Here is a 25965-nt window from a genome sequence, read left to right on the forward strand (position 1 = left end):
TTACCAAGCCATCGAACACCTGTTGATCGATCAATACAGCGAAGGCGGCAAACAGGCCGACACTCGTATCATGAAGCCGGTATTTAACGAACAAGCCACGATTTATAGTGCCGATGAAAACGGCAAATTGGCAGGCGGTGCGATTCAAGGTCTGTTTGATGTGATCGATAATGTGTTCCGGCCGTCTGAAAACCCCGAAAGTGGCGATTGCCTATATCGATATCGGCGGTACGGCGGCGTCGGCACGGGTCGACACTGATGACTTGAACGGCTTTGGTTTTGCCGATTATTTCAACCTGTTGAAAATTGAAGGAAAATGGACGATTGTCAGCAAAATCTTCCATACTCATTATGCTGAGGTTTAAAGGAACAATATGAACATTTTGATTATCGGCGCCAACGGCCGTGTCGGCTCGCAACTGGCGCAAATCCTCGCCGAGCAAGGGCTCACGGTGCATGCCGCCGCCCGTCAAGCAAACCCTGATTGGCAACACGGCCATATCCGCCATCAGCCGTTCGACTTAACCGCACCGTTGGCGGATATCAGCCAAATCATGGCAAGCGTCCGCCCTGATGTGGTGTATTTCACCGCCGGTTCGCGCGGCAAAAATCTGTTGCAGGTCGACGCTTTCGGCGCGGTGAAAGCCATGCAGGCGGCAAAAGCGGGCGGTGTGGGGCGGTTTATTTTGCTCAGCTCGGTGTTCGCCTTGCAGCCTGAGCGTTGGGGTGAAAAATTTTTGGCAAACATCACCGATTACAACATCGCCAAATATTTCGCCGATGATTGGCTGGTGCATCGAAGCGGTTTGGATTACACCATTTTGCAGCCCGGCGCACTGCAAGAAGGCGAAGCCGACGGCAACATTCAAACCGATGTCGCCGAGCCGCTCGCCAACAGCATCGGCAATGTCGCCGCCACGCTCGCCGCCTTATTGCATGCGCCGAACACCATCGGCAAAGTCATCACCATGGCCGACGGCAACACTCCGATCGCCACCGCACTTGAGGCCGTCTGAAACATAACCGGCAGTGTTCAGACGGCCTGAGGTTTTGCTGTTTATCGGCCGTTTAGCGCATCCCGCAGCACTTCGCCCAAGCTGGCGGCGGATTGCGGGTTTTGGCCGGTAATCAGGCGGCCGTCTGCGACTACTTTATCCGACCAGTTCGGCGAATCCTGATGATGTGCACCGCGCTCGTTGAGGGTAGAGGCGAGTAAAAACGGCACCACATCGGTGGATTGCACTTCTTCCTCTTCCGCATCGGTAAACGCGGCTACGTTTTTACCGGCGACCAGCAGGCTGCCGTCTGAAAGGCGTGCGTTTACCAGCGCTGCAGGGCCGTGGCATACGGCGGAAACGATGCCGCCGGCTTCATAGATTTCGCGGATGGCTTTTTGCGCAGCGGCATTGTCGGGAAAATCCCACATGGTGCCGTGGCCGCCGGCAAAGAAAATCGCGGCGTAGCGGCCGGGGTCGATATCGTCGATACGCAAGGTGTTGGCGATGGCATGGCGGAAATTTTCATCGGCCCAGTAATGTTTGTTGACCGGGTCGTTCATGTCTTCCAAACCGTCCAGCGGTGCGGCGCCGCCTTTGATGGAGGCAAATTCCACTTCAATGCCGGCTTGTTGCAGTTTTTCCAGCGGATGGGTAACTTCGGCCAGGTTGAAGCCGGTGGGAATGCCGGTGTCGCCTTTCACATCTTGGCTGGTGACAACGAATAATACGGGTTTGTTTGGCGTGTTCATAATGGGGCTCCTGTGTGTGGATAGGGATAGATGAGGCCGTCTGAAAAACAAGTTGTGCCTGCGGCGTTCAGACGGCCTGAGGTTGACGGCCGATTACTGCGCCAAGCCGTCGATAATATAGGCACGCGTGCGGGCGGCTTTTTGGCGGATGGGGATAATGGCTTGGTAAGCGGCCGAGTGGTACCAGGCTTGTGCTTTTTCCATATCGTCGAATGCAATCACGGCCATGCCGCCTTTAACGGTGTCGCCTTCCAACGATACCACATTGTGGTCGAGGGAAACCAAACGGCCGCCGAACGGCTCAAGTGTTGCGCCGATTTGGGTGAGGTAGGGGGTCATGCCTTCGGCATCGGAAATTTCAAATTCGGCGACAAATAAAGCAGGGTTGTTCATTTTTTGCTCCTGAGTGTGAAAGATAAAATCAAAGCTGAAACAGAGCGCAAAGGGGTATCCGTTTCGACAAGATGCAGTTTAAACGGCTTGCTGGGTAAAGTGTAGGCTGCTTTTGTTGTAAAGATATTTTCCATAAAGGCAATAATCCGCCCGATAAAAAAGCCTGTTTGATACCCGGTTAGACATAAATGGGCATCAAACAGGCTTTCGGATATCGGCAGCAGCGCCGGTTACAGCGCTTCAATGGCTTGCAGTTGTTCGTCTGTGAGGCCGTTGTGTTTGCCGATGGCTTTGTGGGCGTTTAATTGAGATTCCACGCCGTTGATATTCGCCAGTGCGGCGATGGTGATGATTTCGCGCTCCTGCCAGTTGAGCAGGTCGCTGGCGAAGATGTCGCCGAAAAGATGGGTTTTCAGATAGCGGTCGGCATCGGGGGCGAAGTCAAACAGCGCACCGCTCACGGGCTGGCCGACCAGCTCGGTTTGGGTTTGCGTGCCTTTGTGCAAGATATCGGTATCGGCAGGCAAGGGCGTGGCGGTGCGGCCTTCGCGGGTGGCAATACCTTGCGCCTTGCGGCTGTTTGTGACGTTCATCAGGGTGGTCAGCGCATTGAGGCTGCGGGGAAAGCCGCAATAAGCATACAGCTGCACTAACGCATCTTTGGCTTCGTTGACGCTCAGGCCGTTATCCAGCGCTTGATTGAGCGCGGCGGCAAGTGCGGTTTGGTCGCCCCGGGCAGTGTATTTGCCGATGAGGGCGAGGTCTTGTTGGCGGGTGGTCAACATGGTGGCTCCTGTGCTACGGCTACTGATTTCTGTTGCCTGAATCGCGGGCGCAGCGGCCGTTTGTGCGCACGCGGTAAGTGCAAACAGGCAGGCAAGTGTGATGAGCGGTTTGGTGAGCGGCATCGGGTTTCCTTTCTTGGGCGTGATCAAACGGGTGTCGTCAAGCATGTTCAACAGCGGCATATTCTTCCTCGGTAACCGCTGCGCACCATTCGGTGTGGGCGCCGGCTTGCGGCACCATGATGGCGATGTGGGAAAACCAGCTGTCTTTTGCCGCGCCGTGCCAATGTTTGACATCGGCGGGAATATCGATGACCACGCCGGGAACCATGGCTTGCGCGGGCTTGCCCGCTTCTTGATACCAGCCGCGCCCGGCGGTGCAGATCAGCAGTTGGCGCTGGCCGTGATGGATATGCCAATGGTTGCGGCAGCCCGGCTCGAAGGTGACGTTGTGGGCGGGTGCATCACCGTCGGCAAGATTGGCAAGATAGCTCTGACCGGTGAAATATTGGGCGTAGGCATCGTTTTTTTCGCCAAGGTCAAACATTTGCGCAAAAGGGTGGTTGTTCATTTCAATCTCCTGATCAATCTCCTGATTGTGGCATCCGGTAACGGTATCGACAGGTTTATCTGCCCGCCGAGCCTATTGCTGGGTTTGTTTCACTTTTAATGGTTGTGATATTGGGCATCGCTCACTTTTTCCAGCCACTCAACGTTTTTACCGTGTTCATCGCTGGCGGTGAGGGCGAGGTGGGTCATGCTGCTGCCGGGTGCGGCGCCATGCCAATGTTTCACGCCGGGCGGGCACCAAACCACATCGCCGGGGCCGATGGCCTGCTTCGGTTTTCCCCATTCCTGAGTATAGCCGCTTCCGGCGGTCACAACCAACCGCTGCCCTGTCGGGTGGGTATGCCAGGCCGAACGTGCGCCGGGCTGAAAGGTAACATAAGCGCCGGATTCGTGATTGTGTTCATTCGGGTCAAACAGCATATCCACACGCACATTGCCGGTGAAATATTGCTCGGGGCCGGCGAAGGATTGCTGTGCGGCAGCGCGGGTAACGGTTTGCACCGGCTCCGTTGCGGCGGCTGACAACACAGCCGGGGCGGATGCGGCGAGGGCAATCAGCAAAGCATAAGGTTTCATGGCGGTATCCTTTGAAAGTTAAACGGCGGGTTGGAAGATAGTGTGAATAATTTTATTTGAATCTGTTGTTGCTTAAAGTGTATCTAAGTGTATCTCGGTTATTCAGACGGCCATTAGCCTATTTCTCGCCAATTTTTGCCTGATTGTCTGAAAAATTGGCTTTTGCTTGGTGTGCTTGCCAAGGCAGCGTAGAATCATCTGAAATTTTAGGCAAGCTTGATGGGTAATGTTTATAATCAAATGGGTAAGATGTTTTCAATACCTGTTTGATATCTATCTGAAAAAATGTAGGCGGCTTCACTTTTCGCTTGCTTGCAGCTTGATGATTCAGCCGATCAGGCAAAGATTGCCTGATGGAAAAACTTGCCTAATCTTATGCCGTCTGGAAAGAAAAGGAAAATAGGATGGACACTTTATTCAAACTGGCAGCACGCCACGCCGTTGATATCATGCCCGGCACCACCGATTATCCGCCGCACCGCTTGCTGGCAGATGTAACACCTTACCGTTTTTCTGCGCCCACCAAACCGGAAACCTGCATCGAAACGCCGTTTTGCGCACTGGTGTTGCAAGGTGAAAAAAATGTGTTGGCCGACAACCGCCGCATGCAGCTTCGTGCCGGCCACATCAATCTTGCCGCTGCCAACATGCCGATTACTTCCAGTATCGTTACCGCCAGCGCCGAGCAGCCTTATTTGGGGGTGATTTTCCGCCTTGATCTCGATGAAATCAGCCACCTGATCAGCGAACACCATTTGCAACCGCCAAGCATCGGCGAACAAAGCCATGTTGCACTGGCCGACACCACACCCGAGCTTAGCGATGCTTTTCGCCGTCTGCTTGCTCTCCTCGACCGCCCGGACGCCTGCCCGATACTCGCGCCGCTGATCCGCCGCGAAATTCATTATTGGCTGCTGCAATTGCCCGTTGCGGCCATTTTGTTTCAAGCGGCATTGAGCGGCAGCCAAAGCTACCGTATCCGCCGCGCAACCGAATGGCTGCGCCACAACTTCAGCCGCCCTTTATCCGTGCAAGCCCTGGCTGAATATGTACAAATGAGCCTTTCCAGCTTTCATGCTCATTTCCGCAGTGTAACCGGCATCACGCCGCTGCAATTTCAGAAACAATTGCGCCTGCAAGAAGCCCGGCGTTTGATGCTGAGCGGCGAATGTGATGCAGGCGGTGCCGCCTTCAGTGTCGGTTACGAAAGCGCCAGCCAGTTTTCGCGCGAATACCGCCGCCATTTCGGCGCACCGCCTGCCCAAGATATTCACCGTTTGCAGGCCACAGCATCATGAGCTGTTTCACAAAGCCATACCCGTTCAAAAAAACAACCAGGCTGTGTTGGCACGCCTTGCGGGCTTGTTTGAATAAAGGGCATAACGTTTTTTATTAAAAAGTGGCGGCATCAATCACATAGCGGTAGCGCGCTTTTTTGTTGACCACATTTTCCCAGGCATCGTTGATTTGTGCCGCGCTGATCATTTGGATCGTGGGGCGGATATTGTTGGCAGCGCAATAATTCACCACTTCCTGCGTTTCCGGAATGCCGCCGATAAGCGAGGCGTTGAAGTTGACGCGCGATTGCGACAGAGCAATATTACTCAGTGTGATATTAAACGCATCAGGCATCCCCACCAGCGTGAAGCTGCCGTAAGGTTTGACGGTAGCGGCATAAGCGGCAACATCAAATTGCACCGGCACGGTGGCAATCATGTAATCCAACCGGCCTTTATACGGCTTCAATTTATCGAGATTATCGACCACAATCACTTCTTTGACACCAAAGCGCCTGATATCGCGCACTTTTTCCGGCGAGGTGGTAAAGGCATACACTTCTGCGCCTTTCGCCGCGGCCAGTTTCACCGCCAGATGCCCCAAACCGCCGATGCCGGCCACGCCGACTTTGTCGCCTGATTTGATGCCGGCTTTCATCAGCGGCGAATAAGTGGTGATGCCGGCACACAGCAACGGTGCGGCTTCTTCCAGCTTGATGCTGTCGGGAATGTGTACGGCGAAATGGTCGCGCACCACGATGTTGGTGGAATAACCGCCCTGGGTGATGCCGGAGGGCGAGGCTGGGTCGGGGTAGCCGTAGGTAAACACAGTGGCGTTGTTGTCGCAATGTTGTTCCAGCCCGGCGAGGCAGCTTTCGCAACGCATGCAGCTGTCTACCATGCAGCCCACGCCGGCGCGGTCGCCTACTTTGAATTTGGTCACATTTTTGCCCACGGCGGCCACAATGCCTGCAATCTCATGGCCGGGCACTTGCGGATATTGCTGCTGCCCCCAATCGCCTTTCATTTGATGGATGTCGGAATGGCAGATACTGGCGTATTTCACGTCAATCAAAATATCGTTATCACCCACTGCACGGCGCTCAAATATCCATGGGGCGAGTTTGCCGGAGTTGTCAAACGCGGCATAACCTCTGGCGGTGATCGGGCGGTAAAGCGGGGCGGCAGATGAATGACCTCCGCTAACCGTCTGCGCCTTGACAGCGTTTAACAGCATGCCTGCACCGGCAGCCAAGCCGTATTGCACGAATCTGCGGCGGGAAAAAGAATGGTTAAAATCGTTCACAACAGGCTCCTTATCAGATAAATAGAGACCGGCGTCATCACAAGCAAGCCGTCTGAAAACATGCAGTCTTGTTCACGAATATTGCCTGATTTTGCCGGCAATCATATTCAGACGGCCTGAAAGGGCGATGGCTGAGCGGTTAGCGCATAATCAAACCGCCGTCTACAGAAATCGATTGGCCGGTGATGTAGCCGGCTGCATCGCTGCACAGCCACAGCACCGTGGCGGCTATTTCTTCCGGCCGGCCGTGGCGGCGCATCGGCACGTTTTCCAGTATTGCATCCAGCGCGGCTTGCTGGCCGCCTGCTACCATCTGCTCCGCCATCGCCGTCCAAATCAGGCCGGGGCATACGGCGTTGATGCGGATGCCTTGTTCGGCGTATTCCAGCGCAGCGCTTTTGGTAAAGCCCAACACACCGTGTTTGGCAGCGTGATAAATGCCGCGTTGCGCACCACCGACCAGGCCACCCAACGACGAGCAGTTCACAATCGCGCCGCTGCCTTGCCGGCGCATCTGTTGCAATTCAAATTTCATACAGCTCCAAATGCCGCGCAGATTGACACCGGTAACGCGGTCATAATCTTCGGCACTGGTGTCGGCAGTATCCGCCAGCACGTTTTGAACACCGGCATTGTTGTATGCCGCATCCAGCCGCCCGAATTCGGCCACCGTTTGCGCCACCATAGCCTGCACTTCGGCATCTTGGGAAACATCGCAGCGAATCGCCAGCGTGCGGTGGCCTTGTGCCGCCAATTCTGCCGCAGCCGCCCGCACGGCATCTTCGTTCCAGTCGGCCATTGCCACTGCCGCACCGGCTTCTGCAAATGCTTTGGCGGTTGCCAAACCCAAACCGGAAGCAGCTCCGGTAACCAATGCCACTTGATTGGAAAATGAAATATTCATGATCATCCATACCTTTAAAACGTGAAAAAATGCAGCGCCATTGCGGCTGCCTGCTGTTGAATCATTAAAAGTATGATACGCCGCAGGCAGTCGGGTGCATTATCCTGTTTCTCTGTGTTTTTTGCCTGATTCTCCAAATCAATCTATGGCTGTATCTGATGGATGGGTATGAAAACCGGTTGGCGGGCTACATTTTATCTGCCGCGCCGTCCTTTGCTAGAGTATCCTGACAATCCCCTTATAATCGAATTGTCCGGACACCCTAGGGTATTCTGACACCTTAAGCCGCATCACAACCAACAGGCCGTCTGAAACTTTATCGCATTTCAGACGGCCTGTTGTTTGATAAGCTATAGTGAAATAAAAGAAAAACTGATACCGATTCACAAAAATAACCTGACGGCGTTGATCCGCCTTGCCGGCTCACTTTTGTGAAGGTGCACAACAAAAAGATAATAAACTTCAAATCGTGCGCAGGGCGTTTGGCGCAGCCGCGCATGCGGTTTAAGCGGCTATGCCGTTTTTTTACCCTTTACAATCTGCATGATTTCCAACAGATGCGGGCGCAATTGGGCAAACAAAGGGTGGTTTTTATTTTCCAACATCACTTCGCTCATCAACTTCAAACCCAGCGTAAAGCGCTGCGCCATTTCCGGTGTCATATCTTCACGCCGGCTCATCATCTCCAGAATCGAAAAAATATTGTCGTGGTTCGGCGCATCAAACACCAGCGGCGCCTGCTCGACGGCATGACCGTCGGCATCGGCAAGATATTCAAGGGTAACGCGGTATTGGTGTTGTTTCATACGGCATGCTCTTTCAAGTATCATCTCAGGCAAATATCATATACTTTGTGATTGAAAAAAACAAACTGACCACAGGCCGTCTGAAAACTTATTGCGGTTTCAGACGGCCTGTTTTTTATCGGTATTATTCGCGCAATACGTCGACCAGTGCGTTGAGCAGTGGGGAGTGGGTGCGGCGGTTGGGGTAGTAGAGGTAGTAGCCGGGCAGGGTGGCGGCCCAGTCGTCGAGTACGCTGTGCAGTTCGCCGGCGGCGAGTTGGCGGCGCACGGAGAAGCGCGGCGCCCACACCAGCCCCCAGCCGGCGAGTGCGGCTTGTTCCATCAGCGCGGGGGTGTTGGCGGTGAAGCGGCCTTGCGGGCTGACGGTGATAAGTGCGCGGCTGGTCGGTTCGCTGAATTCCCAATCCAAAATGCCGCCGTGGGTGGGCAGGCGCAGTTTGATGCACTGGTGGGCGGTCAGATCTTGCGGGGTATGTGGCGTGCCGTGGCGGTTTAAATAGTCGGGGCTGGCGGCGACGCACATGTCGATATCGGGCGACACCCGCACGGCAATCATGTCTTTGGCGACGTTGTCGCCCATGCGGATGCCGGCGTCGAAGCGTTCGGCGACGATGTCGACAAAGCGGATTTCGGTGGCGATTTCGAGCGCAATATCGGGAAAACGGCGCACGAATTGCTGCAATTTTTCCCATAACACAAACGACACGGCGTGCTCCATGCCGTTGATGCGCAGGCTGCCGCGCAGTTGTTTTTGTGCCGACAGGGTTGCGCTGATTTTGTGGTCGATGTCGTCAAACAGCGGCTGCAATTGTTGATACAGCGTTTCGCCGGCTTCGGTGGTGGCGATGCTGCGGGTGGTGCGGTGAAACAGTTTGATCCCCATGCGGCTTTCGAGCTGGCGGATGCTGTGGCTGACGGCGGAGCGCGATACGCCTAATTGTGCGGCGGTTTTGGTGAAGCTGGCGGTTTCGGCGACCGATAAAAAGGTGCGTAAGTCGTTGAGGTTTTCGGGCATGGTGTTCGGCTGATTGGTGATTTGTTTTCACCAATGTATGCAGATTTGCCTATCTAGTCAAGCAAATGGGCGGTTTATACAATAGCGGCGAATATTAATCCACTCAGGAGCCATAAAGATGAACAAAGCATTCACCCAAACCGCACTTTTCACCCTCACCGCGCTGGCCGTCTTCAGTGCGCCGGCGCTGGCCGGCGGTGATGCCGCCAAACTGCCCGCGGCACAGGCGCAAAGCGAAGCCGAGCAGGTGTATTCACGGGCGCACCGCCTCTCGTTGGCAGAAAATAGGCAGAAAGTGCATTATTTGAACGGCGACATACGAATGGCGGCGAATGTTTATTACCCTGACCACTTCGACCGCAGCAAACGCTATCCGGCGGTGATTGTCGGCCATCCGGGCGGCGGCGTGAAAGAGCAGGCCTCGGGGCTGTATGCCAAACTGTTGGCGCAAAAAGGCTATGTGGCGATTGCGTTTGACGCCTCGCACCAAGGCGAAAGCGGCGGTCTGCCGCGCCATCTGAACGACCCGTATAAACGGGTGGGCGATTTCAGCGCCACGCTGGATTATCTGGCCACGCTGCCGTTTGTCGATGACGAGCGTATCGGCGTATTGGGCATTTGCGCCAGCGGCGGTTTTTCGGCCAATGCGGCGATTAACGATAAACGCATCAAAGCCTTAGGCACGGTCAGCGCCTTTGTGCGCTACAACACCGCTTGGGACGGCACGCCGATGAGCGCCGCCGCACAAGCCGAGTTGTTAAGTGCGGTGGCGGTGCAGCGCAATCTGGAAGCGCAAGGGGCGGCGGTGAAAACCATTCCGTATCTGGAGCCGGTCAACGCCGACACGCCGCCGGATTTGGTGGCGGCGTATGAATATTATCTGACCCCGCGCGGCCGATATCCGACCGCACAAAACCAGATGACGATGAGCAGCTTGGGCAATCTGATCACCTTTGATGCGCTCAATTCGGCAGACCAACTGCTCACTCAGCCGCTGCTGGTGATTTCGGGCGACCAATCCGGCTCCCTGTGGCAGAGCCGCCAAGTGTTCGAGCAGGCGGGTTCGACTGAAAAAGAGCTGTTTTTGATTAAAGGGGCGAACCATATGTCGATGTACGACAACTTAGATTACGTCAATCAGGCGGTGGACAAACTGACGGTGTTTTTCGGGGAGAATTTGTGATGCAGCAGCAACAAAATCAAATGGCAACCCGTTTGCTTGATGTGATTCAGGCACGCCATTCGGTGAAAGGCTTTGACCCCGATGTGAAAATCCCCCGTGCCGACATGGAGGAGATGTTGCGGCTGGCGATGCTTGCGCCTTCCAGCATCAACCTGCAACCGTGGCGTTTTGTGGTGGTGGAAAGCGAAGCCGCCAAAGCTAAATTAAACGGGCTGCTGATGTTCAACCAACACCAGCTCGACACCGCCTCGGCGATGATCTTGGCGCTCAGCGACATGCAGCATTTTGATTATGGCGAAACCATTCAGCGCCAAAACGTAGCGGCGGGCTATATGCCGGAGGCGGTCAAACAAAACAACCTCGCCTTTATGCAGCGCTGGCAGCGGCATTTGGGCGAACAAGGTATTCGCGAGCAGGGCATTATGGATGTCAATCTGGCGGTGATGCAGCTGATGCTGGTGGCAAAAGCGTTCGGTTACGACAGCAACGCCATCGGCGGATTCGAGCGCCGACAAGTGCTTGACGCGCTCGGCCTCGACCGCAACCGCTATGTGCCGGTGATGTTTCTCGCCATCGGCAAAGCCGCCAAACCCCCGCGTTTGAGCAGCCGCCTGCCGCTGGCATACACCGTATCGTGGAATGACGGGCAGTCGTTTGCCCATCCGTCTGAAGGGTAACAAAAGATGAAAAAAATATTGATAATCAACGGCCATCAGCCTTATTCGTTTTCCCCGGGGCGGCTGACACAATCGCTGATTGAAACCGCCGCCGCCACCTTGCAGGCTAAAGGTTATGAAGTGCGGTATGCCAAGGTATCCGATTACGATGTTGAAGCGGAAGTGGCCAAACACCAATGGGCAGACGCCGTGTTGCTGCAATTTCCTTCCAATTGGATGATGGTGCCGTGGTCGTGCAAAAAATACATCGACGAGGTGTATACCGCCGGCATGGCGGGTGTGTTTTGCGACACCGACGGCCGCTCCGCCGCCGCACCGAAGCAAAACTACGGCACCGGCGGGCTGATGCACGACAAACATTATATGCTCTGCGCCACCTTCAACGCCCCTGCCGAAGCATTCGGCAACCCTGCGGAATACCTGTTTCAAGGCAAAAGCCTCGACGATTTACTGTTCCCCGTGCACTGCGTATACCGCTTCTTCGCCATGCACGCCCTGCCGAGCTTCGCCTGCTACGACGTGGTGAAAAACCCGACCATCAAACAGGATTTGGCGGATTTTGCCAAACATATCGACAAGCATTTTTAACGTGTCGGCGCAATCAAACAGGCCGTCTGAAACCGCACTTTGATGGGTTTCAGACGGCCTTTTATCAAGCGGAGTTAGCGCACTTGATGCGGTTCGGCGCAATAGATTTGCTGCAAAATATCGCTTAATGCCTCGAATACGGTCAGCACGGCGGGGCTGGTGATGACTTGGTAGGGGCGGTAAAGATAGAGCTGCCAGGCTTGATAATCAAGTTGCGGGAACAGCTCGATCAGACGGCCTTGTTGCAGGTGGGGACGGCACAGCAGCTCGCTGATTTGGCCGAACGCCTGCCCCGATAGGGTCATGCCCAGTTCGAGATAAGGGTCGTTGGTGGTGAGCTTGATGTGCCGCGGCATGAAGCTGAGCCGCTCGTTAACGGTCAGCGGCCAGCATTTGCCGGTGGCGGGGTTCACCAGCCCGACAAAAGGGTAGTGGTTTTGCAAATCGCCGACCGCCTGCGGCCTGCCGTAGCGGCGGATAAATTCAGGCGATGCCACGATCAGCGGGCGCTCGTCGATGATTTTGCGCACGATGAAATTCGGCGCGGGGCTGATGCTGCTGCGGATGCCGATGTCGATCCGCTGGCGGATGCTGTCTGATTTGCTGACATCGGTTTGCCAATCAATCTGAATATTGGGGTAATCCGCCAGCTTGTCTAACAGCGTGGTGAGAATGTACGCTTTTTCCGGCAAATCCAGCGCCGTGATGCGCACCACGCCTGAAATTGACTGCTGCTGTTTTTTGCGCTTGAACAGCTTTTCGCTGTCGGCCAGCAGTTGTTGCGCCTGCGGCAGCAGCTGTTCGCCGAAAGGGGTGAGCGTGACCTTGCGCGAATTGCGTTTAAACAGCGTTTCGCCCAATTCTTCTTCCAATTCGGCAATCACCCGACTGACCACCGGCGGGGAAATGGCGAAATGAACCGCCGTTTCACGGAAATTCAAGGTGTCGGCCAAGCGGCAGAAATAGCGCAGTGCGTCGAATTTGTTCAGCATCGTTCTGATTTTCCTTATGCTGGTTTTCATTATTGTTAATTTTATCGGAACCTTACAGGGCATACAATAAGCGACAGCACGTGCACGATAAAGCAAAATCCAATCAATAAAGGAGCAAAACATGAAAAAGTGGTTAATGGCCTCGGCCTTGATGCTGGGCACCGGCGGCATGGCGCTCGGCAGCGGCCTTGCCGGCAGTGAAATCCGCGGCGAGGGGAAAATTGTCGACGAGCCGAATGTGGTGATTTATCAAAATACGCTGGCGAAAAACGCCCGCATCGAGCGGCACAATTATCCCGATTCGCAGGCGCTGCTGTTTTTCACGGTCACGAAAGGCAAAGTCAGCGTGTTATTGAACGACAGTGAACGGCACGAAATCGAAACCGGCACCCTGTTGCGCTATCGGGGCAGCGATTTTGTGCAATCGACCGCACAGGAAGATTCTGTGATTCTGGTCACCATCATTCCGTCTCAAGCAGGCGCAAAAGGAGCAAAACATGGCAAAACTAACCGATAAAATCGCATTAATCACCGGCGGCGGCTCGGGCATCGGGCGTGAAACCGCCAAACGGCTGGCCGACGACGGCGCACAAGTCATCATCATCGGGCGGGGCGAAGCGGCGCTGCAAGAGGTGGCGGCATACCATACGCAGATTGATTATTTAACGGCCGATGTGGCCAGCTCCGATGACATTGCCAAGGTAATGGCCGAGATTAAGCGGCGTTTCGGCCGATTGGATATTTTGGTCAACAATGCCGGCATTGCGCCGAATACGCCGTTTGAATCGTTGCAGATGGCGCAGTATGACCGGATTTTCAACGTCAATGTGCGCGGGTTGATCGACGTCACCCGCCAAGCGCTGCCGCTGCTGCAAAAAGCCGGCGGCACGGTGATCAATATTTCGTCCGGCGCGGCACACCGCCCGCAGCCCGGCCTTGCGCTGTATTCCGCCAGCAAAGCGGCGGTTTCGGCGCTCACCAAAGCATTGGCAAAAGAGCTGGCTGCGCTCGGCGTGCGGGTGAACGCCCTCAGCGCCGGCGCAACCGATACGCCGTTGTATGATAAAACCGGGCTGGCGACGGCAGCCGACAAACAAGCCTATATGGATAGGGTCAAACAAGGCATTCCGCTCGGCCGGTTTGCGCAAGCCGAAGAAATTGCCGCCGCTGTGGCGTTTTTGGCTTCCGACGATGCCGCTTATGCCTTGGGCGCAGATATCGTTATCGACGGCGGCTTTTCCGCTTGACGGTTTGACAACAGGCCGTCTGAAACCGCACTTTGATGGGTTTCAGACGGCCTTTTATCACGGTAGCCGACGGCAGCGCTTATTCCGCCAATTCGCGCATGACTTTGATCAAATCGGCTTTGCCTTCAAAACCGATGCCCGGCAGCTCCGGCATCACGATGTGGCCGTCTTCCACTTGCACGCTGTCGGGGAAGCCGCCGTAGGGTTGGAACAGGTCGGGGTAGCTTTCGTTGCCGCCCAAGCCCAGTCCGGCGGCGAGGTTGAGCGACATTTGGTGGCCGCCGTGCGGAATGCAGCGTGAGGGCGACCAGCCGGCTTGTTTGACCACTTCGAGCGTGCGCAGGTATTCGACCAAGCCGTAGGAGAGGGCGCAGTCGAATTGCAGGTAGTCCCGATCGGGGCGCATGCCGCCGTAGCGCAGCAGGTTGCGGGCTTCGTGGTGCGAAAACAGGTTTTCGCCGGTGGCCATGGTGCCGGGATAGAATTCCGCCAGCGTGGCCTGAAGCGCGTAATCGAGCGGGTCGCCGGCTTCTTCATACCAAAACAGCGGGTATTCGCGCAGCAGTTTGGCGTAGGCAATGGCGGTTTCCAAATCAAAGCGGCCGTTGGCGTCGACTGCCAAACGGGCTTCGCTGCCGATTTCCTGCAACACCGCTTCGATGCGGCGCCGGTCTTCTTCTAATGAGGCGCCGCCGATTTTCATTTTGACCACGTTGTAGCCGCGGTTGAGGTAGCCGCGCATCTCTTGCTGCAAGGCTTTCAAGTCTTTGCCGGGGTAGTAATAGCCGCCGGCGGCATACACAAACACGCGCGGGTTGGCTTGAATGCCTTCACGCTCCGCCAGCAGGTGAAAGAGCGGTTTTTGTGCGATTTTCGCCACGGCGTCCCACACCGCCATATCGAGCGTGCCGACCGCCACTGAGCGCTCGCCGTGGCCGCCCGGTTTTTCATTGGTCATCATTGCCGCCCAAATGCGGTGCGGATCGAGGTTGTCGCCCTGATCGTTCAGCAGGCTGTCGGGGTCGGCCTGCAAAATGCGGTTGCGGAAACGGTCGCGGATCAGCCCGCCTTGGCCGTAGCGGCCGTTGGAGTTGAAACCGTAGCCGACCACACGGCGCCCGTCGATCACCACATCGGTCACCACGGCCACCAGGCTGCTGGTCATTTGGGAAAAATCAATATAAGCATTCCGAATCGGGGATGCGATCGGTTTGGTGATTTCGAGAATGTCGACAATACGCATAGCGGCCTCCATGATGGCGTTGCGTGATGCAAGATTTGCATCGTTATGAGGTTGAATACAGCAAATTTCAGACGGCATATTTACTGCGGGTTGCACAAATATTAAGATGGTGCGGCGTATCCGTCCAATGTTGATAAGGAATGCTGTGATGCAAAATTCTCATAACCTAGAGCTGGCCTGGCTTCAAGATTGTTTGGCTCTGGCCGAAAAACGCCATTTTTCACAAGCCGCCGCCGCGCGCTATGTCACCCAATCGGCATTCAGCCGCCGCATTCAGGCGCTGGAAGCGTGGGTGGGCACGCCGCTGTTTGCGCGCAACCGCCGCCATGTGGCGCTGACCGCCGCCGGCGACTATTTTTGCCGACATGCGCCCGAGGTGATTCAGGCGGTCGGCAAATTGCGTGATGAAGCGCTGGCGATTGCCGACAATAAGCCGCCGCACGTGGTGATTGCCGCCACCCATGCGCTTTCGTTTTCGTTTTTCCCCGAGCTGCTGCGCCGCAACCACCAACTGGCGCAGGCGGGCGCATTCCGGCTGCTGTCCGACACCTACCACGCCTGCGAACGCAGCCTGCTGCAAGGCGAAGCGCAATTTTTGTTGTGCCATTATCACGCCGGTATGCACAGCCGGTTGACGGAAAGCCGTTTTGCCCATCTTTGCTTGGGGCGGGAGCGCCTGATTCCCTACAGCAAAACCGCCGCCGGCCGGCCGCAATGGCGTATCGGCGGGGCGGAAAAAATCCCCTATCTCTCGTTCAGCAACGAATCGGGCATCGGCCGCATCATCGCCGATTCCGCCGCTTTCCGTCGGGTGGAACCGCACTTGGTGCGGGTGTTTACCGCCGATTTGGCGGCCACCCTGCTGGCGATGGTCAACGGCGGCGAAGGCGTGGCGTGGCTGCCGCAAAGCTTGGCGCAGCAAGATGTGGCAAACGGCCGGATCGCCCCCGCCGGCGACGACCCGAGCTTGCGGCTGCCGCTCGACATCCGACTCTACCGCGCCCAAAGCGAATTGCCGGCGGCGGTGGAACAGTTATGGCAAAGCTTTGCCGCACAGCAGGCGTGAGTTGGGGTGTCCTGACAAACGGGCAAGATTGAGGCCGTCTGAAACCGCACTTTGTGATCAAAGACGGGTTTCAGACGGCCTGTGTGAGCGCACAAGGTTTCACAAGTGCGGTTTTGCCTCAGCCGATAATCGCTTTCGGTTCCAGATAGGCGTCAAGGCCATATACGCCGAATTCACGCCCGTAGCCGGATTGTTTGAAGCCGCCGAACGGGGCGAGCGGGTCGTGGAAAGCGCCGTTGATGCACACCCGGCCGGCATCGATTTGCGCAGCGAGGCGGTAGGCACGCTGTTTGTCGGCGGCGGTGATGTAGGCAGCCAAGCCGTAGGGGCTGTCGTTGGCAATGGCAACCGCATCGGCTTCGTCCTGATAGGGGATAACGCACAACACCGGCCCGAAAATTTCTTCTTGTGCAATGCGCATATCGTTGCGCACATCGGTAAACACGGTGGCTTTGACAAAATTGCCGTCTTCCAAGCCTTCAGGTTTGCCCAAACCGCCGGCGAGCAGCGTGGCGCCCTCTTCAATACCGAGACGGATATAGTCTTGCACCCGCGCATATTGCGTTTGGCTCACCATCGGCCCGACGGCGGTGTCGGCTTCGGCGGGGTTGCCGACTTTGATGGCGCCGACGGCTGCGCTGATGAGGCGGTTAACCTCGTCTAAACGCGATGCCGGCACCAGCAGGCGGGTGGCGGCAATACAGGCTTGACCGCTGTTGATGTAGCAGGCAGACAGGGCTTGCGGAATGGCGGCGGCGAAATCGGCATCGTCCAAGATGATGTTGGCTGATTTGCCGCCCAGCTCCAGCGTCACCCGTTTCATGGTTTCCACTGCGCCGGCGGCGATGATTTTGCCGACGGCGGTGGAGCCGGTGAAGGTGATTTTGGCGATGTCGGGGTTTTCGGTGATTTCTGTGCCGACCAGTGCGCCGGTGCCGTTGAGGATATTCACCACGCCTTTGGGCAGCCCGGCTTCGTGAAAGCATTCCATCATCAGTGCAGTTTGGCGGGCGCTCAGCTCGCTCGGTTTGACCACGCAGGTGCAGCCGGCGGCGATGGCGGCCGATACTTTGGTGGCGATAAAGCCGTTGCTGGAATTCCACGGCACAATCACGCCGACCACGCCCACCGGCTGCAACCGCACTTGCGAATCGCCCACGCGCGGGGTGAAATCGTAGTGCTCGAGCAGTTCGGCCATGTTGTTGAAATCATCAATCGCACCGTCGATCAGCAGCGTGGTGAATCGCAGCGGACAGCCGTATTCTTCGATCATCACGCTGATCAGCTCGTTGCGGCGGCGTTTCAGCACCGCATGCATGCTTTTCAGATGGCCGATACGTGCTTCTTTCGTGGTTTGGGAAAAGGTTTTCAGGGCGGCTTTGGCGGCGGCAACCGCATTGACGGTGTCAAGCCCGTCGGCCAACCGCACTTGGGTCAGCGGTTCGCCGTTCAGCGGGCTGTTCAGGGTCAGCGTGTCGGTGCCGTGCGGGGTCACAAATTCGCCGTTGATATAGATTTTGTCGAGTATTTTCATGAGGTTTGTCCTAATATGCGTTCAGACGGCATCGAATCATCAGGCATTCGGGGTAAAGCCGGTTTTGCCCTCAAACGCCACTGATTTTGCCAAATCCTGCTGTGCTTCGAGCTCGTCGAGCTGGCGGCTGTAGGCCTGTTGCAGGGTGCTGAAGGTGTCTGTGCCCAGTGCGGTGCGCAGCGGCGGCTGCGGCATTCGGATTAAATCATCAATGACGGCGGCGATTTTCACCGGATCGCCGGCGATGTTGTCCGAGCCGTATTGCCGGATATAACGGCGCATTTGCCCGACGGTGCTGTCGCGGTAGGCTTCGGATTCTTCAGACCAGTTCAGATTGTGAATAAAATCGGTTTGCATCGAACCGGGTTCGACAATCAAGGTGTTGATGCCGAAGTCTGCCAACTCTTGCGCCATGGTTTCGGCAAAGCCTTCCAAGCCGAATTTGGCGGTGTGATACATGGCGCCGCCGGCAAACGATACCCGCCCGCCGACGCTGGTGATGTAGACAATCACGCCGTGTTTTTTGGCACGCATCGCCGGTAAAAATGCACGGGTGAGGTAAATCGGCGCCAGCAGGTTCAGGTTCAACTGCTGCTGCACCTGCTCGTCGCTCAATTCTTCCATCGCCCCCAAAATCGCCCCGCCGGCATTGTTGATCAGCACGTCGGTGTCGGGGTGCTTGGCGGCGGCTGCGGCGAGGGTGTCGAGGCGGGTCACGTCCAACTGTTCGATAATCAAGCGTTTGCCGTATTGTTCGGCTAAGGCCGCCAACGCAGCCGGTTTGCGTACTGCCGCCACCACGGTGTGACCTTGGTTGAGGGCTTTTTTAACCAATTCGATGCCCAAGCCGCCTGATGCGCCGGTGATAAAGTATTTTTGTGTCATGATAATGCCTCAAATAAACTGAAATATGGCTTTTCAGACGGCATCAGGCCGTCTGAAAGCGCTTATCTGCCCAATGCCGCACGGGAAACGTTGTCCCAGGCTTCCCAAGTTTCGATGCGTTTGGCGTAGACGTCTTTCACCAACGGCAGCAGGTCGCCCAAAATCAGCCGCAGCGGCGGGTTGGGCGCATCGACCACTTGCAGAATCGCCGCTGCACTGGCTTGCGGTATGCCGAGCCGGTCGGCGGTGAGCATGGTGGCAAGTTCGGCACGCAGCGGGTCGTAAGCCGCCAGTGCCGGGGCGGTTTTTAACGACGTGCCGCTCAGAAAATCGGTGGCATAGCCGCCCGGCTCGATCAAGGTGGTGCGGATGCCGAACTGCGCCACTTCCGCCGCCAACGCTTCCACCATGCCTTCCACCGCAAATTTGGCGGCTTCGTAAATGCCCGATGTCGGCATTGCCACCAAGCCGGCCACGCTGCTGACCGCCAGAATATGGCCGCTGCCTTGCGCCCGCAAAATCGGCAGCGCCGCCTGAATCAGCGACAGCGTGCCGAATACATTGGTTTCAAATGTGGCCCGCACATCGGCCATTTCCGCTTCTTCCACCGCCGCCATATAGCCGAAGCCGGCATTCGACAACACCACGTCCAAACGGCCGAAATGGTGTTGGGCGGCTTTAACGGCGGCAAACACCGCTTCACGGTCGGTAACGTCTAATGCCAGCGGTAAAAAGGTTTCGCCGTAGGTCTGTTTTAATTCGTCCAGCGCGTTGATGTTGCGGGCGGTGGCGGCGACTTTATCGCCGCGGGCAAGGGCGGCTTGCGCCCAGATGTTGCCGAAGCCGCGCGATGCGCCGGTAATCAGCCAAATTTTTGGTGTCATGCTGTTGCTCCTCTGATGAAATATCAACCATGCACACAGTATAATTGATGAGAATATCAATGATAATATGCTAAAATAAGAACAAATTAGTGCAGGAAATAGAACAATGGCAAAAACCAGCTTGGTTGAATTACAGATAGTGATGGCGGTGGCGCAGCAGGGCGGCTTTCGGGCGGCGGCGACGGCGCTGGAGATGTCGCCCTCGGCGCTCAGCCATGCGGTCGGCCAGCTGGAGGCAAAATTGGGCGTGCGCCTGTTTAACCGCACCACCCGCAGCGTGACCCTGTCGGCGGCGGGGCAGAAATTTATCGAGCGCATCAAACCGGCATTGGCTGAAATCGAAGCGGCGATGGTGGAGGCCGGCGATGCCAACAGCACGCTTGCCGGCACTTTGCGTATCAACACCGCCGAACGGGCGGCGCAGGAAATGTTGCAGCCGGTGATTATCGAATACCTGCGCCGCTATCCGCATATGCAGATTGATTTGGTGAGCGACGGGCGCTTGATCGACATTGTCGCCGACGGCTTCGATGCCGGCTTCCGCCTCGCCGAAGCCGTGCCGCAAGACATGGTGTCGATTCCGCTCGGGGCCGACATTCAGATTATGGCGGTGTGTTCGCCCGACTATCTGGCAAAACACGGCCGCCCGCAAACGCCGTATGATTTATACCAACACGCCTGTATCCGCTACCGCTTCACCAGCGGCAAGCTGTTTCGTTGGGAATTCGAGCACGGCGGCGAGCAGATTTTGATTGATGCCGCCGGTCCGCTCACCCTCGACAGCCCGCTGCTGATGGCGGAAGCGGCGCTGAGCGGCATCGGCATTGCGTTTGTGTATGAAGGCTATGTGCGTGATTATCTGGCGGACGGCAGGCTGGTGCAGCTGCTGGGCGAATGGACGCCGAAATACGCCGGGCTGTGTTTGTATTACCCGCGCCAACGCCACATCAGCGCCGGCCTGCGTGCTTTTATCGACTTGGTTAAAGAAGTGCGGTCGGTGTTTCAGACGACCTGAATTGGCGCATTTTTCAGACGGCATCAATAAGATGGGCGGCGGTCATATATAAACGCCGCCGCATTTTTTATTTGTTTCAGTATAGCGCTTGAAGTGCGGTGATGATTGAATGTCAGGCCGTCTGAATTGGCTTTTCAGACGGCCTGCTGATTCGGGGTTAACGTGCGTTTATTTCAGCGCTGTTTTTCAGGGTCGTGCGGCTGATATTGCGCCACTTGTTCGGCCATGCGGCGGGCGGCGGGTGTGCCCAGTTGCTGTAGCCCGTTGATTACGCCTTGGCGGTTTTCGGCACGTTGGTTTTGGCTTAATTTATATTTTCCTTCCAACTTTTCAATCGTCAGCTCAAAGCAGACAACGCCTTTGCTTTGCGCATGAATGTAATCGTCGGGGGCGTCGCTCAGCTGCCACGCCGTGCCGTTGTCGGGTTCGTGCTGCGCGGTTTGGGCGGCTAACAGGGCTTTGACTGCCGCCGAATCTTCAAGCAGGGTTAATTTGCCTTGCGCATGCACCGCCTGAAAATTCCAAGTCGGCACGGCTTTGTGGTCGCGCTGTTTGCTCGGATAATAATTCGGGCTGATGTAATGGCCGGCATCTTGGAAAACTGCCAGCCAGTTTTGCCCGCCGAGCGCCTGTTTCCAAATCGGATTGCCGCGCGAAAAATGGCCGCGCAAACAGCCGTAATCGGTGCCGTTGTCCGCCCAAAGCAGCGGAACGTGGGCGGCATCCAACCCCGCTTCGGTGCGGGCAACCAGCGTGGCCAAAGGGTGGGCGTGCATAAAACGGCGAAGCTCGCCGAAGTCGGTTTGTCGGAATGTGGACGGGTTGTACATAACGCCTCCTGTGTGGTCACACTGAGTTTAAAAAACAAATGCTTGGCTGGCAAGCAGGGAATGGCTGATGAATTGAAACGGCATGGCAAGGCCGTCTGAAAACCATTGCCAAGTGCGGTTTCAGACGGCCTTTGTTTGCCTGAAGGGATTGACGGCGTTATGCCGAGCGTGCCGCCAACCAGGCCGCTAAGTCATCGATTTCGGCGGCTGAAATTTGGTGGCCGATGGGGTAGCGCTGAAAGCTGAAATCCCGTTCTTGCGCCAGCAGGGCGTAGCCTTTGCTGATTTGGGCAAGGGTGATGGTTTGGTCTTGCTCGCCATGCCCGACAAAAATCGGCGTGTGGCGGTTGGCGGGGTGGCATTGCGGCCATTGCGCCGCCAGCGGCAGGTAGCCCGATAAGCCGAAAATGCCGCCGAGTGGGGCGGAATATCGCAGCCCTGCCAATAAACTCAGCGCACAGCCCTGCGAGAAACCGCCGATAAAGAGGCGGCGGCTGTCGATGCCTTGTGCGATTTGTTCGTCGATCAAGTGGTGCAGATAGGCGGTGGCTGCCGACAAGCCGGCTTCATCTTCGTTTTGCAAAAAATTGCTCTGGCGAAGATGGCTGCCCGGCAAGTCATACCATGCCGACACCGCCTGATTGCCCGCCCATGTGACCGTGCGGACGGGCGCGTGCGGCAGCACAAAGCGGGTGTGCGGCAAGCGGAGCGCCAAACGTTCGGCCACGGGTTTGAAATCGAAGCCGCTGCCGGTCAGTCCGTGCAGAAAAATCACGCAAGCAGTGGCGGCGGGCGGCGTGATCAGCAGCGGTTCGGCGCGGGGGATTAACGGCATCCGTCCACTCCGCAGGCCGCGCCTTCTTGCAGCAACGGCTGTGCCGAATCGGCCCAAACTTGGTTCAACACCGATAAAAAGTGGGCGGCAGGTTGCGAACCCGCCAACGACACTTGGCCGTCGACCACAAAAAACGGTACCGCCTGCACGCCTACCTGCTGCGCCTGCGCCAAATCGGCGCGGGTTTCGGCGGTGAAAGCATCGGAATCGAGCATATTTTCCACCTGTTCGCGCGCAATGCCGACCGCTTCAGCCAAGCGGATTAAGTTGTCACGGTTTGCCAAGGGCAGATTTTCAATAAAATACGCCTGAAACAAACGCTCGTTCATCGCATCGCCTTTGCCGAGGCTGTGCGCCAATTTGGTCAAACGGTGGGCGTTGAAGGTGTTGGTGTTTTGCACGTTTTCATAATTCATCGCCAGCCCGGCCTTGTTTGCCATGGCTTCGATGCCGCGAATCATCTGCATTGCGCCTGTCGGGCTTTTGCCGTATTTGCGCTCAATCCGCCCTTGGGTGGTGTTGCTCACGCTGTCGCCGGCGTGCGGATACAGCTCAAACGCTTTATGCACGATTTCCACGTCATCGGCGTGTTCAAACTGCGCAAGGGCTTGTTCTAACTGGCGTTTGCCGATATAGCAAAACGGGCAGGCATAATCGGAATACATTTCGATTTTCATATTGGTTTCCTTTATTTATTCTAAAATCTAGAATGATAGATGTGTTGCAAGTTTAAAAAATGCCGCAACGGCATTTAGGACAGCCTGGGGTTTTACAGCTGCTGCTGCAAACGTGCCAAAAAATCGGCGGCGGCTTCGGCATTATAGCGGTAATACGTCCACTTGCCCGAACGTCTGGCACTCACCAGCCCCGCCTGTTTCAAGGCATTGAGATAGCCCGACACCACCGACTGCGCCAGCCCCGATTTAATCGTCACCGCCACCACGCACACCCCGCCGTTGTCGTCGAGCGCGTCGGCGCTGAACTCCGCCCCCGAAAAATGCACCTGCGGCGCTTTCAGCCATTGCAGCATCTGCCAGCGGTATTCGTTGGACAGGGTTTTAAAGGTGTCGGTGATGTCTGTGGTCATTAATCTGCTTCTCATGCGTTGAATTGCTGGCTATTATATCTATAAATCTAGATTTGTCAATTCTTTTTGCGTGCGAAAAAAACAGGCCGTCTGAATAGCCATCAAAGTGCGGTTTCAGACGGCTTTTATATCGGCAATCCGCCAAGTATACGGTTTGCAAGGCAGCCCCACGGACGCAGGCTTATTTTGAGTAAGGGCGGCATTTTGCCATGCTGCGGAACGTGCTTTGCTGATATGTTTCGTTTTTGTAAGCAATCATAGGTGCCGAAACAGAAATCAGGCCGTCTGAAAAGCCATCAAAGTGCGGTTTCAGACGGCCTAAGGTTATTTCAATGGCCGCTGCTGAGTTTCATCACCACCACGCCGGAGACGATCAGCAGGGCGCCGAGCCATCTGCCGAGGGTGGAGGCGTCGCCTAAAAACAGTACGCCGACCACGAAGGCACCGACGGCGCCGATGCCGGTCCAGACGGCGTAGGCGGTGCCCATCGGAATGGTTTTTTGTGCCAAAAACAGCAGAAAGCCGCTGGCGGCCATAAACGCCACTGCCAACAGCGCGCCTTGCCAGCGCCAGCCGTCTTGTTGTGCCAGTTTCAAGCCCAGCGGCCAGCCGATTTCGAGGCAGCCGGCGATAATCAGGTAAATCCAACCCATGGTGTGTTCCTTTTTTTGTGTGAAGGTGATTGATTATTGGTGGTCGGCGAACATGGTTTGCGCCAAGACATCGGTGAAGCGGTGCATTTCTTCAATCAGCCGTGTGCCGGCTTGTTCGCCGAAGTTTTCGAACAGCTGCCGCTCCATGGCCTGCATTTGTTCGACAATCGGCAGGGCGAAGGCGGCGCCGTGTGCGGTGAAATGCAGGGTTTTTTCGCGTTTGTCGCGGCTGCTTAGGCCGAAGCTGAGATAGCCTTGTGCGTGCAGTTGCCGGCAGACGGAAAACACGGTTTGTTTGGGCAGCTGCCAGCTTTCGCCGATCTGTTTCTGCGTACACGGCCCTTGCGCGGCGAGGGTGTAGAACACTGCCAGGATGTTGTAATTGATGCCGTGCTGCTTCGCCCAGCGGTCGTATTGTCGGCTGATTTGCGCCATCAGCGCGCCGAGTTGATCCATTTGATGCATGTGAACGCCTTTAGTCTGAAAATTGACCGGTTTGGTATTGTAGTCAGTTTTCAGACTGTTTTCAAGGGCGGTTTGCTGTGCGGCAAAACCGCACTTTGCGCACAAAAAATCTTTAAAAACAAGACTGCACAAGCCGTCGGCGTTTGGCTACAATGCCGTTTTTGTTGTTTGGCTGAGGTGTTTTGATGCATGGGTTGTTTTTGGCGCTGGCGATTGTCAGCGAGGTTTTCGGCTCTTCGATGTTGAAATTAAGTGACGGTTTCAGCAGATTATGGCCGTCTGTCGGGGTGGTGATCGGCTTTGGTTTGGCGTTTTACTTTTTGGCGCTGGCATTAAAAGCCATTCCGCTCGGTACGGCTTATGCGGTTTGGGCAGGGGTTGGGCTGGTGTTGACGGTGCTGGTCAGCCTCGTGTTTTTCGGTCAGAAAGCCGATGCGGCGGGAATTTTCGGCATCGGGCTGATTTTGGCGGGCGTGGTGGTGCTGAATGCGTTTTCGAGTATGGGCGCGCATTGATGTTTGAGGCCGTCTGAACGGCTTTTCAGACGGCCTAAAAGTTTCTTATTAGGAAATGATGGCATTCTGTTTGGGGGATTTATTTGCTGATTTGTTCAATTTATACTGCTTGCACGATAAATCAATTCATCAGCAAAGGAACTTCTATGATCGAACACCGTCCGTTTTCGCAACTCGGTGCCGCCAACCACGGCTGGCTTGATGCCAAACACCATTTTTCATTCGCCGAATATGACGACCCGCAGCGTATGCACTGGGGCAATCTGCGGGTGTGGAACGATGACACCATCGCCGCCGGCAGCGGTTTTGCGCCGCACCCCCATGCCGATATGGAAATCATCACGTATGTGCGCAAGGGGGCGATTTCGCATCAAGACAGCCTCGGCAACCAAGGCCGCACCGAAGCGGGCGATGTGCAGGTGATGAGCGCCGGCAGCGGCATCCGCCATTCGGAATACAATCTGGAAGACGAAACCACGCAGATTTTCCAAATCTGGATTTTGCCCGAACAGCGTGGCGGCGCGCCGGCGTGGGGCACGCAGCCGTTTCCGAAAAGCGACCGTGCCGGGCAGTTTGTGATCTTGGCCAGCGGTATAGAAAACGATTTGGCCGATGACACGGTGTTGCCGATCCGCACCGATGCCCGTGTGGCGGGGGCAACCTTGAAAGCCGGCGAAAGCCTGACGTATCGCTTTAGCGATGCCTCGCGTTACGGCTATCTGGTGCCGGCGGCGGGCGACATCACCGTGAACGGCGTGGCGCTGGCCGCACGCGACGGCGCCGCCATTCACGGCGAAACACTGCTCACCATCACCGCCCGCAGCGATGCCGAATTGGTATTGGTCGACAGCGCCGGTTAAGCGTTTGCCGGTAAGTTAAGGCCGTCT

At 56.2% G+C, this 25965-nt stretch carries 33 protein-coding genes; 12 read left to right on the forward strand and 21 right to left on the reverse strand.

From position 1 onward, the window contains the following. Positions 1 to 170 precede the first annotated feature (170 nt). Together OA57_RS08140 and OA57_RS08145 are read left to right on the forward strand one after the other, a co-directional pair. Positions 171 to 365: a nuclear transport factor 2 family protein gene (locus OA57_RS08140; protein ID WP_235424659.1), complete on the forward strand. Its 195-nt coding sequence runs from the start codon at positions 171 to 173 to the stop codon at positions 363 to 365. 9 nt (positions 366 to 374) lie between these two features. Beyond that, the gene (locus OA57_RS08145; protein WP_034616131.1) at positions 375 to 1016 is read left to right on the forward strand and encodes an NAD(P)H-binding protein; all 642 of its coding nucleotides are present in this window, start codon (positions 375 to 377) and stop codon (positions 1014 to 1016) included. 41 nt (positions 1017 to 1057) lie between these two features. On the opposite strand, the gene OA57_RS08150 is transcribed toward OA57_RS08145, so the two are convergent. From OA57_RS08150 to OA57_RS08175, 6 genes are all read right to left on the reverse strand, one after another. Beyond that, positions 1058 to 1747, reverse strand: a complete 690-nt coding sequence (locus OA57_RS08150; protein WP_034616135.1) for a type 1 glutamine amidotransferase domain-containing protein — start codon at positions 1745 to 1747, stop codon at positions 1058 to 1060. Between the two features lie 93 nt (positions 1748 to 1840). Then, a complete protein-coding gene (locus OA57_RS08155; protein ID WP_034616138.1) occupies positions 1841 to 2140 on the reverse strand; it encodes a DUF1330 domain-containing protein in 300 nt (99 codons plus the stop codon). Between the two features lie 230 nt (positions 2141 to 2370). Beyond that, positions 2371 to 3108: a carboxymuconolactone decarboxylase family protein gene (locus tag OA57_RS08160; RefSeq protein ID WP_052122441.1), complete on the reverse strand. Its 738-nt coding sequence runs from the start codon at positions 3106 to 3108 to the stop codon at positions 2371 to 2373. Further along, positions 3086 to 3496: a cupin domain-containing protein gene (locus tag OA57_RS08165; protein ID WP_034616141.1), complete on the reverse strand. Its 411-nt coding sequence runs from the start codon at positions 3494 to 3496 to the stop codon at positions 3086 to 3088. The genes OA57_RS08160 and OA57_RS08165 overlap by 23 nt, the downstream gene beginning before the upstream one ends. A gap of 95 nt (positions 3497 to 3591) precedes the next feature. Continuing rightward, positions 3592 to 4071, reverse strand: coding sequence for a (R)-mandelonitrile lyase (locus tag OA57_RS08170; protein ID WP_034616144.1), 480 nt, complete (start codon positions 4069 to 4071; stop codon positions 3592 to 3594). Positions 4072 to 4189: 118 nt separating this feature from the next. After that, entirely contained in the window at positions 4190 to 4414 is a 225-nt protein-coding gene (locus OA57_RS08175; RefSeq protein ID WP_034616147.1) for a hypothetical protein, read from the reverse strand. A gap of 61 nt (positions 4415 to 4475) precedes the next feature. Here OA57_RS08175 and OA57_RS08180 point away from each other — a divergent pair, with 61 nt between their 5' ends. Next, positions 4476 to 5369 carry an AraC family transcriptional regulator gene (locus OA57_RS08180; RefSeq protein ID WP_052122442.1) on the forward strand — a complete coding sequence of 298 codons (894 nt, stop codon included), beginning with the start codon at positions 4476 to 4478 and terminating at the stop codon, positions 5367 to 5369. Positions 5370 to 5463: 94 nt separating this feature from the next. Here OA57_RS08180 and OA57_RS08185 read toward each other — a convergent pair whose 3' ends face one another. The 4 genes from OA57_RS08185 to OA57_RS08200 form a co-directional block, all read right to left on the reverse strand. Continuing rightward, positions 5464 to 6654, reverse strand: a complete 1191-nt coding sequence (locus OA57_RS08185) for an NAD(P)-dependent alcohol dehydrogenase (protein WP_034616149.1) — start codon at positions 6652 to 6654, stop codon at positions 5464 to 5466. Positions 6655 to 6793: 139 nt separating this feature from the next. Further along, a complete protein-coding gene (locus OA57_RS08190) occupies positions 6794 to 7558 on the reverse strand; it encodes an SDR family oxidoreductase (RefSeq protein ID WP_034616152.1) in 765 nt (254 codons plus the stop codon). Positions 7559 to 8070: 512 nt separating this feature from the next. Continuing rightward, positions 8071 to 8364 (reverse strand): DUF3861 domain-containing protein, encoded by a 294-nt coding sequence (locus tag OA57_RS08195; RefSeq protein ID WP_034616155.1) that lies wholly within the window; start codon positions 8362 to 8364, stop codon positions 8071 to 8073. A gap of 124 nt (positions 8365 to 8488) precedes the next feature. Next, positions 8489 to 9379 (reverse strand): LysR family transcriptional regulator, encoded by an 891-nt coding sequence (locus OA57_RS08200; RefSeq protein WP_034616158.1) that lies wholly within the window; start codon positions 9377 to 9379, stop codon positions 8489 to 8491. A 118-nt stretch (positions 9380 to 9497) separates the two neighbouring features. On the opposite strand from OA57_RS08200, the gene OA57_RS08205 reads away from it, so the two are divergent. The 3 genes from OA57_RS08205 to OA57_RS08215 are packed head-to-tail and all read left to right on the forward strand — an operon-like array spanning position 9498 to position 11827. Further along, positions 9498 to 10562: an alpha/beta hydrolase gene (locus OA57_RS08205; protein ID WP_152596737.1), complete on the forward strand. Its 1065-nt coding sequence runs from the start codon at positions 9498 to 9500 to the stop codon at positions 10560 to 10562. After that, on the forward strand, positions 10562 to 11239 hold the full coding sequence (locus tag OA57_RS08210) for a nitroreductase family protein (protein WP_235424660.1): 678 nt from the start codon (positions 10562 to 10564) through the stop codon (positions 11237 to 11239). Before OA57_RS08205 ends, OA57_RS08210 begins: the two co-directional genes overlap by 1 nt. Before the next feature lie 6 nt (positions 11240 to 11245). Continuing rightward, a complete protein-coding gene (locus OA57_RS08215; protein WP_034616161.1) occupies positions 11246 to 11827 on the forward strand; it encodes an NAD(P)H-dependent oxidoreductase in 582 nt (193 codons plus the stop codon). Between the two features lie 74 nt (positions 11828 to 11901). Here OA57_RS08215 and OA57_RS08220 read toward each other — a convergent pair whose 3' ends face one another. Continuing rightward, positions 11902 to 12819, reverse strand: coding sequence for a LysR family transcriptional regulator (locus OA57_RS08220; protein ID WP_034616164.1), 918 nt, complete (start codon positions 12817 to 12819; stop codon positions 11902 to 11904). A 121-nt stretch (positions 12820 to 12940) separates the two neighbouring features. On the opposite strand from OA57_RS08220, the gene OA57_RS12270 reads away from it, so the two are divergent. Beyond that, complete coding sequence (locus tag OA57_RS12270; RefSeq protein ID WP_052122443.1) at positions 12941 to 13336, forward strand: cupin domain-containing protein; 396 nt, start codon at positions 12941 to 12943, stop codon at positions 13334 to 13336. Next, positions 13317 to 14066 carry an SDR family NAD(P)-dependent oxidoreductase gene (locus OA57_RS08230; RefSeq protein ID WP_034616166.1) on the forward strand — a complete coding sequence of 250 codons (750 nt, stop codon included), beginning with the start codon at positions 13317 to 13319 and terminating at the stop codon, positions 14064 to 14066. The genes OA57_RS12270 and OA57_RS08230 overlap by 20 nt, the downstream gene beginning before the upstream one ends. Before the next feature lie 79 nt (positions 14067 to 14145). Here the strand turns inward: OA57_RS08230 and OA57_RS08235 are convergent, their stop codons facing one another. After that, on the reverse strand, positions 14146 to 15405 hold the full coding sequence (locus OA57_RS08235) for a mandelate racemase/muconate lactonizing enzyme family protein (RefSeq protein ID WP_326979603.1): 1260 nt from the start codon (positions 15403 to 15405) through the stop codon (positions 14146 to 14148). Between the two features lie 52 nt (positions 15406 to 15457). Between OA57_RS08235 and OA57_RS08240 the strand changes: the two genes are divergently transcribed. After that, positions 15458 to 16375, forward strand: coding sequence for a LysR family transcriptional regulator (locus tag OA57_RS08240; protein WP_034616172.1), 918 nt, complete (start codon positions 15458 to 15460; stop codon positions 16373 to 16375). A 118-nt stretch (positions 16376 to 16493) separates the two neighbouring features. Here OA57_RS08240 and OA57_RS08245 read toward each other — a convergent pair whose 3' ends face one another. From OA57_RS08245 to OA57_RS08255, 3 genes are all read right to left on the reverse strand, one after another. After that, entirely contained in the window at positions 16494 to 17909 is a 1416-nt protein-coding gene (locus OA57_RS08245) for an aldehyde dehydrogenase family protein (RefSeq protein ID WP_034616174.1), read from the reverse strand. A gap of 39 nt (positions 17910 to 17948) precedes the next feature. After that, positions 17949 to 18794: an SDR family NAD(P)-dependent oxidoreductase gene (locus OA57_RS08250; RefSeq protein ID WP_034616177.1), complete on the reverse strand. Its 846-nt coding sequence runs from the start codon at positions 18792 to 18794 to the stop codon at positions 17949 to 17951. A 62-nt stretch (positions 18795 to 18856) separates the two neighbouring features. Beyond that, positions 18857 to 19678, reverse strand: a complete 822-nt coding sequence (locus OA57_RS08255; protein WP_034616180.1) for an SDR family NAD(P)-dependent oxidoreductase — start codon at positions 19676 to 19678, stop codon at positions 18857 to 18859. Between the two features lie 106 nt (positions 19679 to 19784). Here OA57_RS08255 and OA57_RS08260 point away from each other — a divergent pair, with 106 nt between their 5' ends. Beyond that, entirely contained in the window at positions 19785 to 20693 is a 909-nt protein-coding gene (locus tag OA57_RS08260; protein ID WP_034616183.1) for a LysR family transcriptional regulator, read from the forward strand. A gap of 173 nt (positions 20694 to 20866) precedes the next feature. On the opposite strand, the gene OA57_RS08265 is transcribed toward OA57_RS08260, so the two are convergent. From OA57_RS08265 to OA57_RS08290, 6 genes are all read right to left on the reverse strand, one after another. Next, a complete protein-coding gene (locus OA57_RS08265) occupies positions 20867 to 21523 on the reverse strand; it encodes an FMN-binding negative transcriptional regulator (protein ID WP_034616186.1) in 657 nt (218 codons plus the stop codon). Positions 21524 to 21680: 157 nt separating this feature from the next. After that, on the reverse strand, positions 21681 to 22358 hold the full coding sequence (locus OA57_RS08270; RefSeq protein ID WP_034616188.1) for an alpha/beta hydrolase: 678 nt from the start codon (positions 22356 to 22358) through the stop codon (positions 21681 to 21683). Then, positions 22349 to 23035 (reverse strand): DsbA family oxidoreductase, encoded by a 687-nt coding sequence (locus OA57_RS08275; RefSeq protein ID WP_034616191.1) that lies wholly within the window; start codon positions 23033 to 23035, stop codon positions 22349 to 22351. Before OA57_RS08275 ends, OA57_RS08270 begins: the two co-directional genes overlap by 10 nt. Positions 23036 to 23127: 92 nt before the next feature. Further along, positions 23128 to 23445 (reverse strand): ArsR/SmtB family transcription factor, encoded by a 318-nt coding sequence (locus OA57_RS08280; RefSeq protein ID WP_034616194.1) that lies wholly within the window; start codon positions 23443 to 23445, stop codon positions 23128 to 23130. Positions 23446 to 23774: 329 nt separating this feature from the next. Next, entirely contained in the window at positions 23775 to 24098 is a 324-nt protein-coding gene (locus tag OA57_RS08285) for a DMT family transporter (protein WP_034616198.1), read from the reverse strand. Between the two features lie 33 nt (positions 24099 to 24131). Beyond that, complete coding sequence (locus OA57_RS08290) at positions 24132 to 24563, reverse strand: MarR family winged helix-turn-helix transcriptional regulator (RefSeq protein ID WP_034616199.1); 432 nt, start codon at positions 24561 to 24563, stop codon at positions 24132 to 24134. A 185-nt stretch (positions 24564 to 24748) separates the two neighbouring features. Between OA57_RS08290 and OA57_RS08300 the strand changes: the two genes are divergently transcribed. Both OA57_RS08300 and OA57_RS08305 read left to right on the forward strand, forming a co-directional pair. Beyond that, a complete protein-coding gene (locus OA57_RS08300) occupies positions 24749 to 25078 on the forward strand; it encodes a DMT family transporter (protein ID WP_034616204.1) in 330 nt (109 codons plus the stop codon). Positions 25079 to 25224: 146 nt separating this feature from the next. Beyond that, positions 25225 to 25938 carry a pirin family protein gene (locus OA57_RS08305; RefSeq protein WP_034616207.1) on the forward strand — a complete coding sequence of 238 codons (714 nt, stop codon included), beginning with the start codon at positions 25225 to 25227 and terminating at the stop codon, positions 25936 to 25938. Positions 25939 to 25965 lie beyond the last annotated feature (27 nt).

Source organism: Chelonobacter oris, from assembly GCF_000772535.1.
Lineage (GTDB): Bacteria > Pseudomonadota > Gammaproteobacteria > Enterobacterales > Pasteurellaceae > Chelonobacter > Chelonobacter oris.

Coding starts and splice junctions, on each gene's coding strand:
- OA57_RS08140 (WP_235424659.1), top strand. CDS start 171: ATGTGTTCCGGCCGTCTGAAAACCCCGAAAGTGGCGATTGCCTATATC.
- OA57_RS08145 (WP_034616131.1), top strand. CDS start 375: ATGAACATTTTGATTATCGGCGCCAACGGCCGTGTCGGCTCGCAACTG.
- OA57_RS08150 (WP_034616135.1), bottom strand. CDS start 1,747: ATGAACACGCCAAACAAACCCGTATTATTCGTTGTCACCAGCCAAGAT.
- OA57_RS08155 (WP_034616138.1), bottom strand. CDS start 2,140: ATGAACAACCCTGCTTTATTTGTCGCCGAATTTGAAATTTCCGATGCC.
- OA57_RS08160 (WP_052122441.1), bottom strand. CDS start 3,108: ATGCCGCTGTTGAACATGCTTGACGACACCCGTTTGATCACGCCCAAG.
- OA57_RS08165 (WP_034616141.1), bottom strand. CDS start 3,496: ATGAACAACCACCCTTTTGCGCAAATGTTTGACCTTGGCGAAAAAAAC.
- OA57_RS08170 (WP_034616144.1), bottom strand. CDS start 4,071: ATGAAACCTTATGCTTTGCTGATTGCCCTCGCCGCATCCGCCCCGGCT.
- OA57_RS08180 (WP_052122442.1), top strand. CDS start 4,476: ATGGACACTTTATTCAAACTGGCAGCACGCCACGCCGTTGATATCATG.
- OA57_RS08190 (WP_034616152.1), bottom strand. CDS start 7,558: ATGAATATTTCATTTTCCAATCAAGTGGCATTGGTTACCGGAGCTGCT.
- OA57_RS08195 (WP_034616155.1), bottom strand. CDS start 8,364: ATGAAACAACACCAATACCGCGTTACCCTTGAATATCTTGCCGATGCC.
- OA57_RS08200 (WP_034616158.1), bottom strand. CDS start 9,379: ATGCCCGAAAACCTCAACGACTTACGCACCTTTTTATCGGTCGCCGAA.
- OA57_RS08205 (WP_152596737.1), top strand. CDS start 9,498: ATGAACAAAGCATTCACCCAAACCGCACTTTTCACCCTCACCGCGCTG.
- OA57_RS08210 (WP_235424660.1), top strand. CDS start 10,562: ATGCAGCAGCAACAAAATCAAATGGCAACCCGTTTGCTTGATGTGATT.
- OA57_RS08215 (WP_034616161.1), top strand. CDS start 11,246: ATGAAAAAAATATTGATAATCAACGGCCATCAGCCTTATTCGTTTTCC.
- OA57_RS08220 (WP_034616164.1), bottom strand. CDS start 12,819: ATGCTGAACAAATTCGACGCACTGCGCTATTTCTGCCGCTTGGCCGAC.
- OA57_RS12270 (WP_052122443.1), top strand. CDS start 12,941: ATGAAAAAGTGGTTAATGGCCTCGGCCTTGATGCTGGGCACCGGCGGC.
- OA57_RS08230 (WP_034616166.1), top strand. CDS start 13,317: ATGGCAAAACTAACCGATAAAATCGCATTAATCACCGGCGGCGGCTCG.
- OA57_RS08240 (WP_034616172.1), top strand. CDS start 15,458: ATGCAAAATTCTCATAACCTAGAGCTGGCCTGGCTTCAAGATTGTTTG.
- OA57_RS08245 (WP_034616174.1), bottom strand. CDS start 17,909: ATGAAAATACTCGACAAAATCTATATCAACGGCGAATTTGTGACCCCG.
- OA57_RS08250 (WP_034616177.1), bottom strand. CDS start 18,794: ATGACACAAAAATACTTTATCACCGGCGCATCAGGCGGCTTGGGCATC.
- OA57_RS08255 (WP_034616180.1), bottom strand. CDS start 19,678: ATGACACCAAAAATTTGGCTGATTACCGGCGCATCGCGCGGCTTCGGC.
- OA57_RS08260 (WP_034616183.1), top strand. CDS start 19,785: ATGGCAAAAACCAGCTTGGTTGAATTACAGATAGTGATGGCGGTGGCG.
- OA57_RS08265 (WP_034616186.1), bottom strand. CDS start 21,523: ATGTACAACCCGTCCACATTCCGACAAACCGACTTCGGCGAGCTTCGC.
- OA57_RS08270 (WP_034616188.1), bottom strand. CDS start 22,358: ATGCCGTTAATCCCCCGCGCCGAACCGCTGCTGATCACGCCGCCCGCC.
- OA57_RS08275 (WP_034616191.1), bottom strand. CDS start 23,035: ATGAAAATCGAAATGTATTCCGATTATGCCTGCCCGTTTTGCTATATC.
- OA57_RS08280 (WP_034616194.1), bottom strand. CDS start 23,445: ATGACCACAGACATCACCGACACCTTTAAAACCCTGTCCAACGAATAC.
- OA57_RS08285 (WP_034616198.1), bottom strand. CDS start 24,098: ATGGGTTGGATTTACCTGATTATCGCCGGCTGCCTCGAAATCGGCTGG.
- OA57_RS08290 (WP_034616199.1), bottom strand. CDS start 24,563: ATGCATCAAATGGATCAACTCGGCGCGCTGATGGCGCAAATCAGCCGA.
- OA57_RS08300 (WP_034616204.1), top strand. CDS start 24,749: ATGCATGGGTTGTTTTTGGCGCTGGCGATTGTCAGCGAGGTTTTCGGC.
- OA57_RS08305 (WP_034616207.1), top strand. CDS start 25,225: ATGATCGAACACCGTCCGTTTTCGCAACTCGGTGCCGCCAACCACGGC.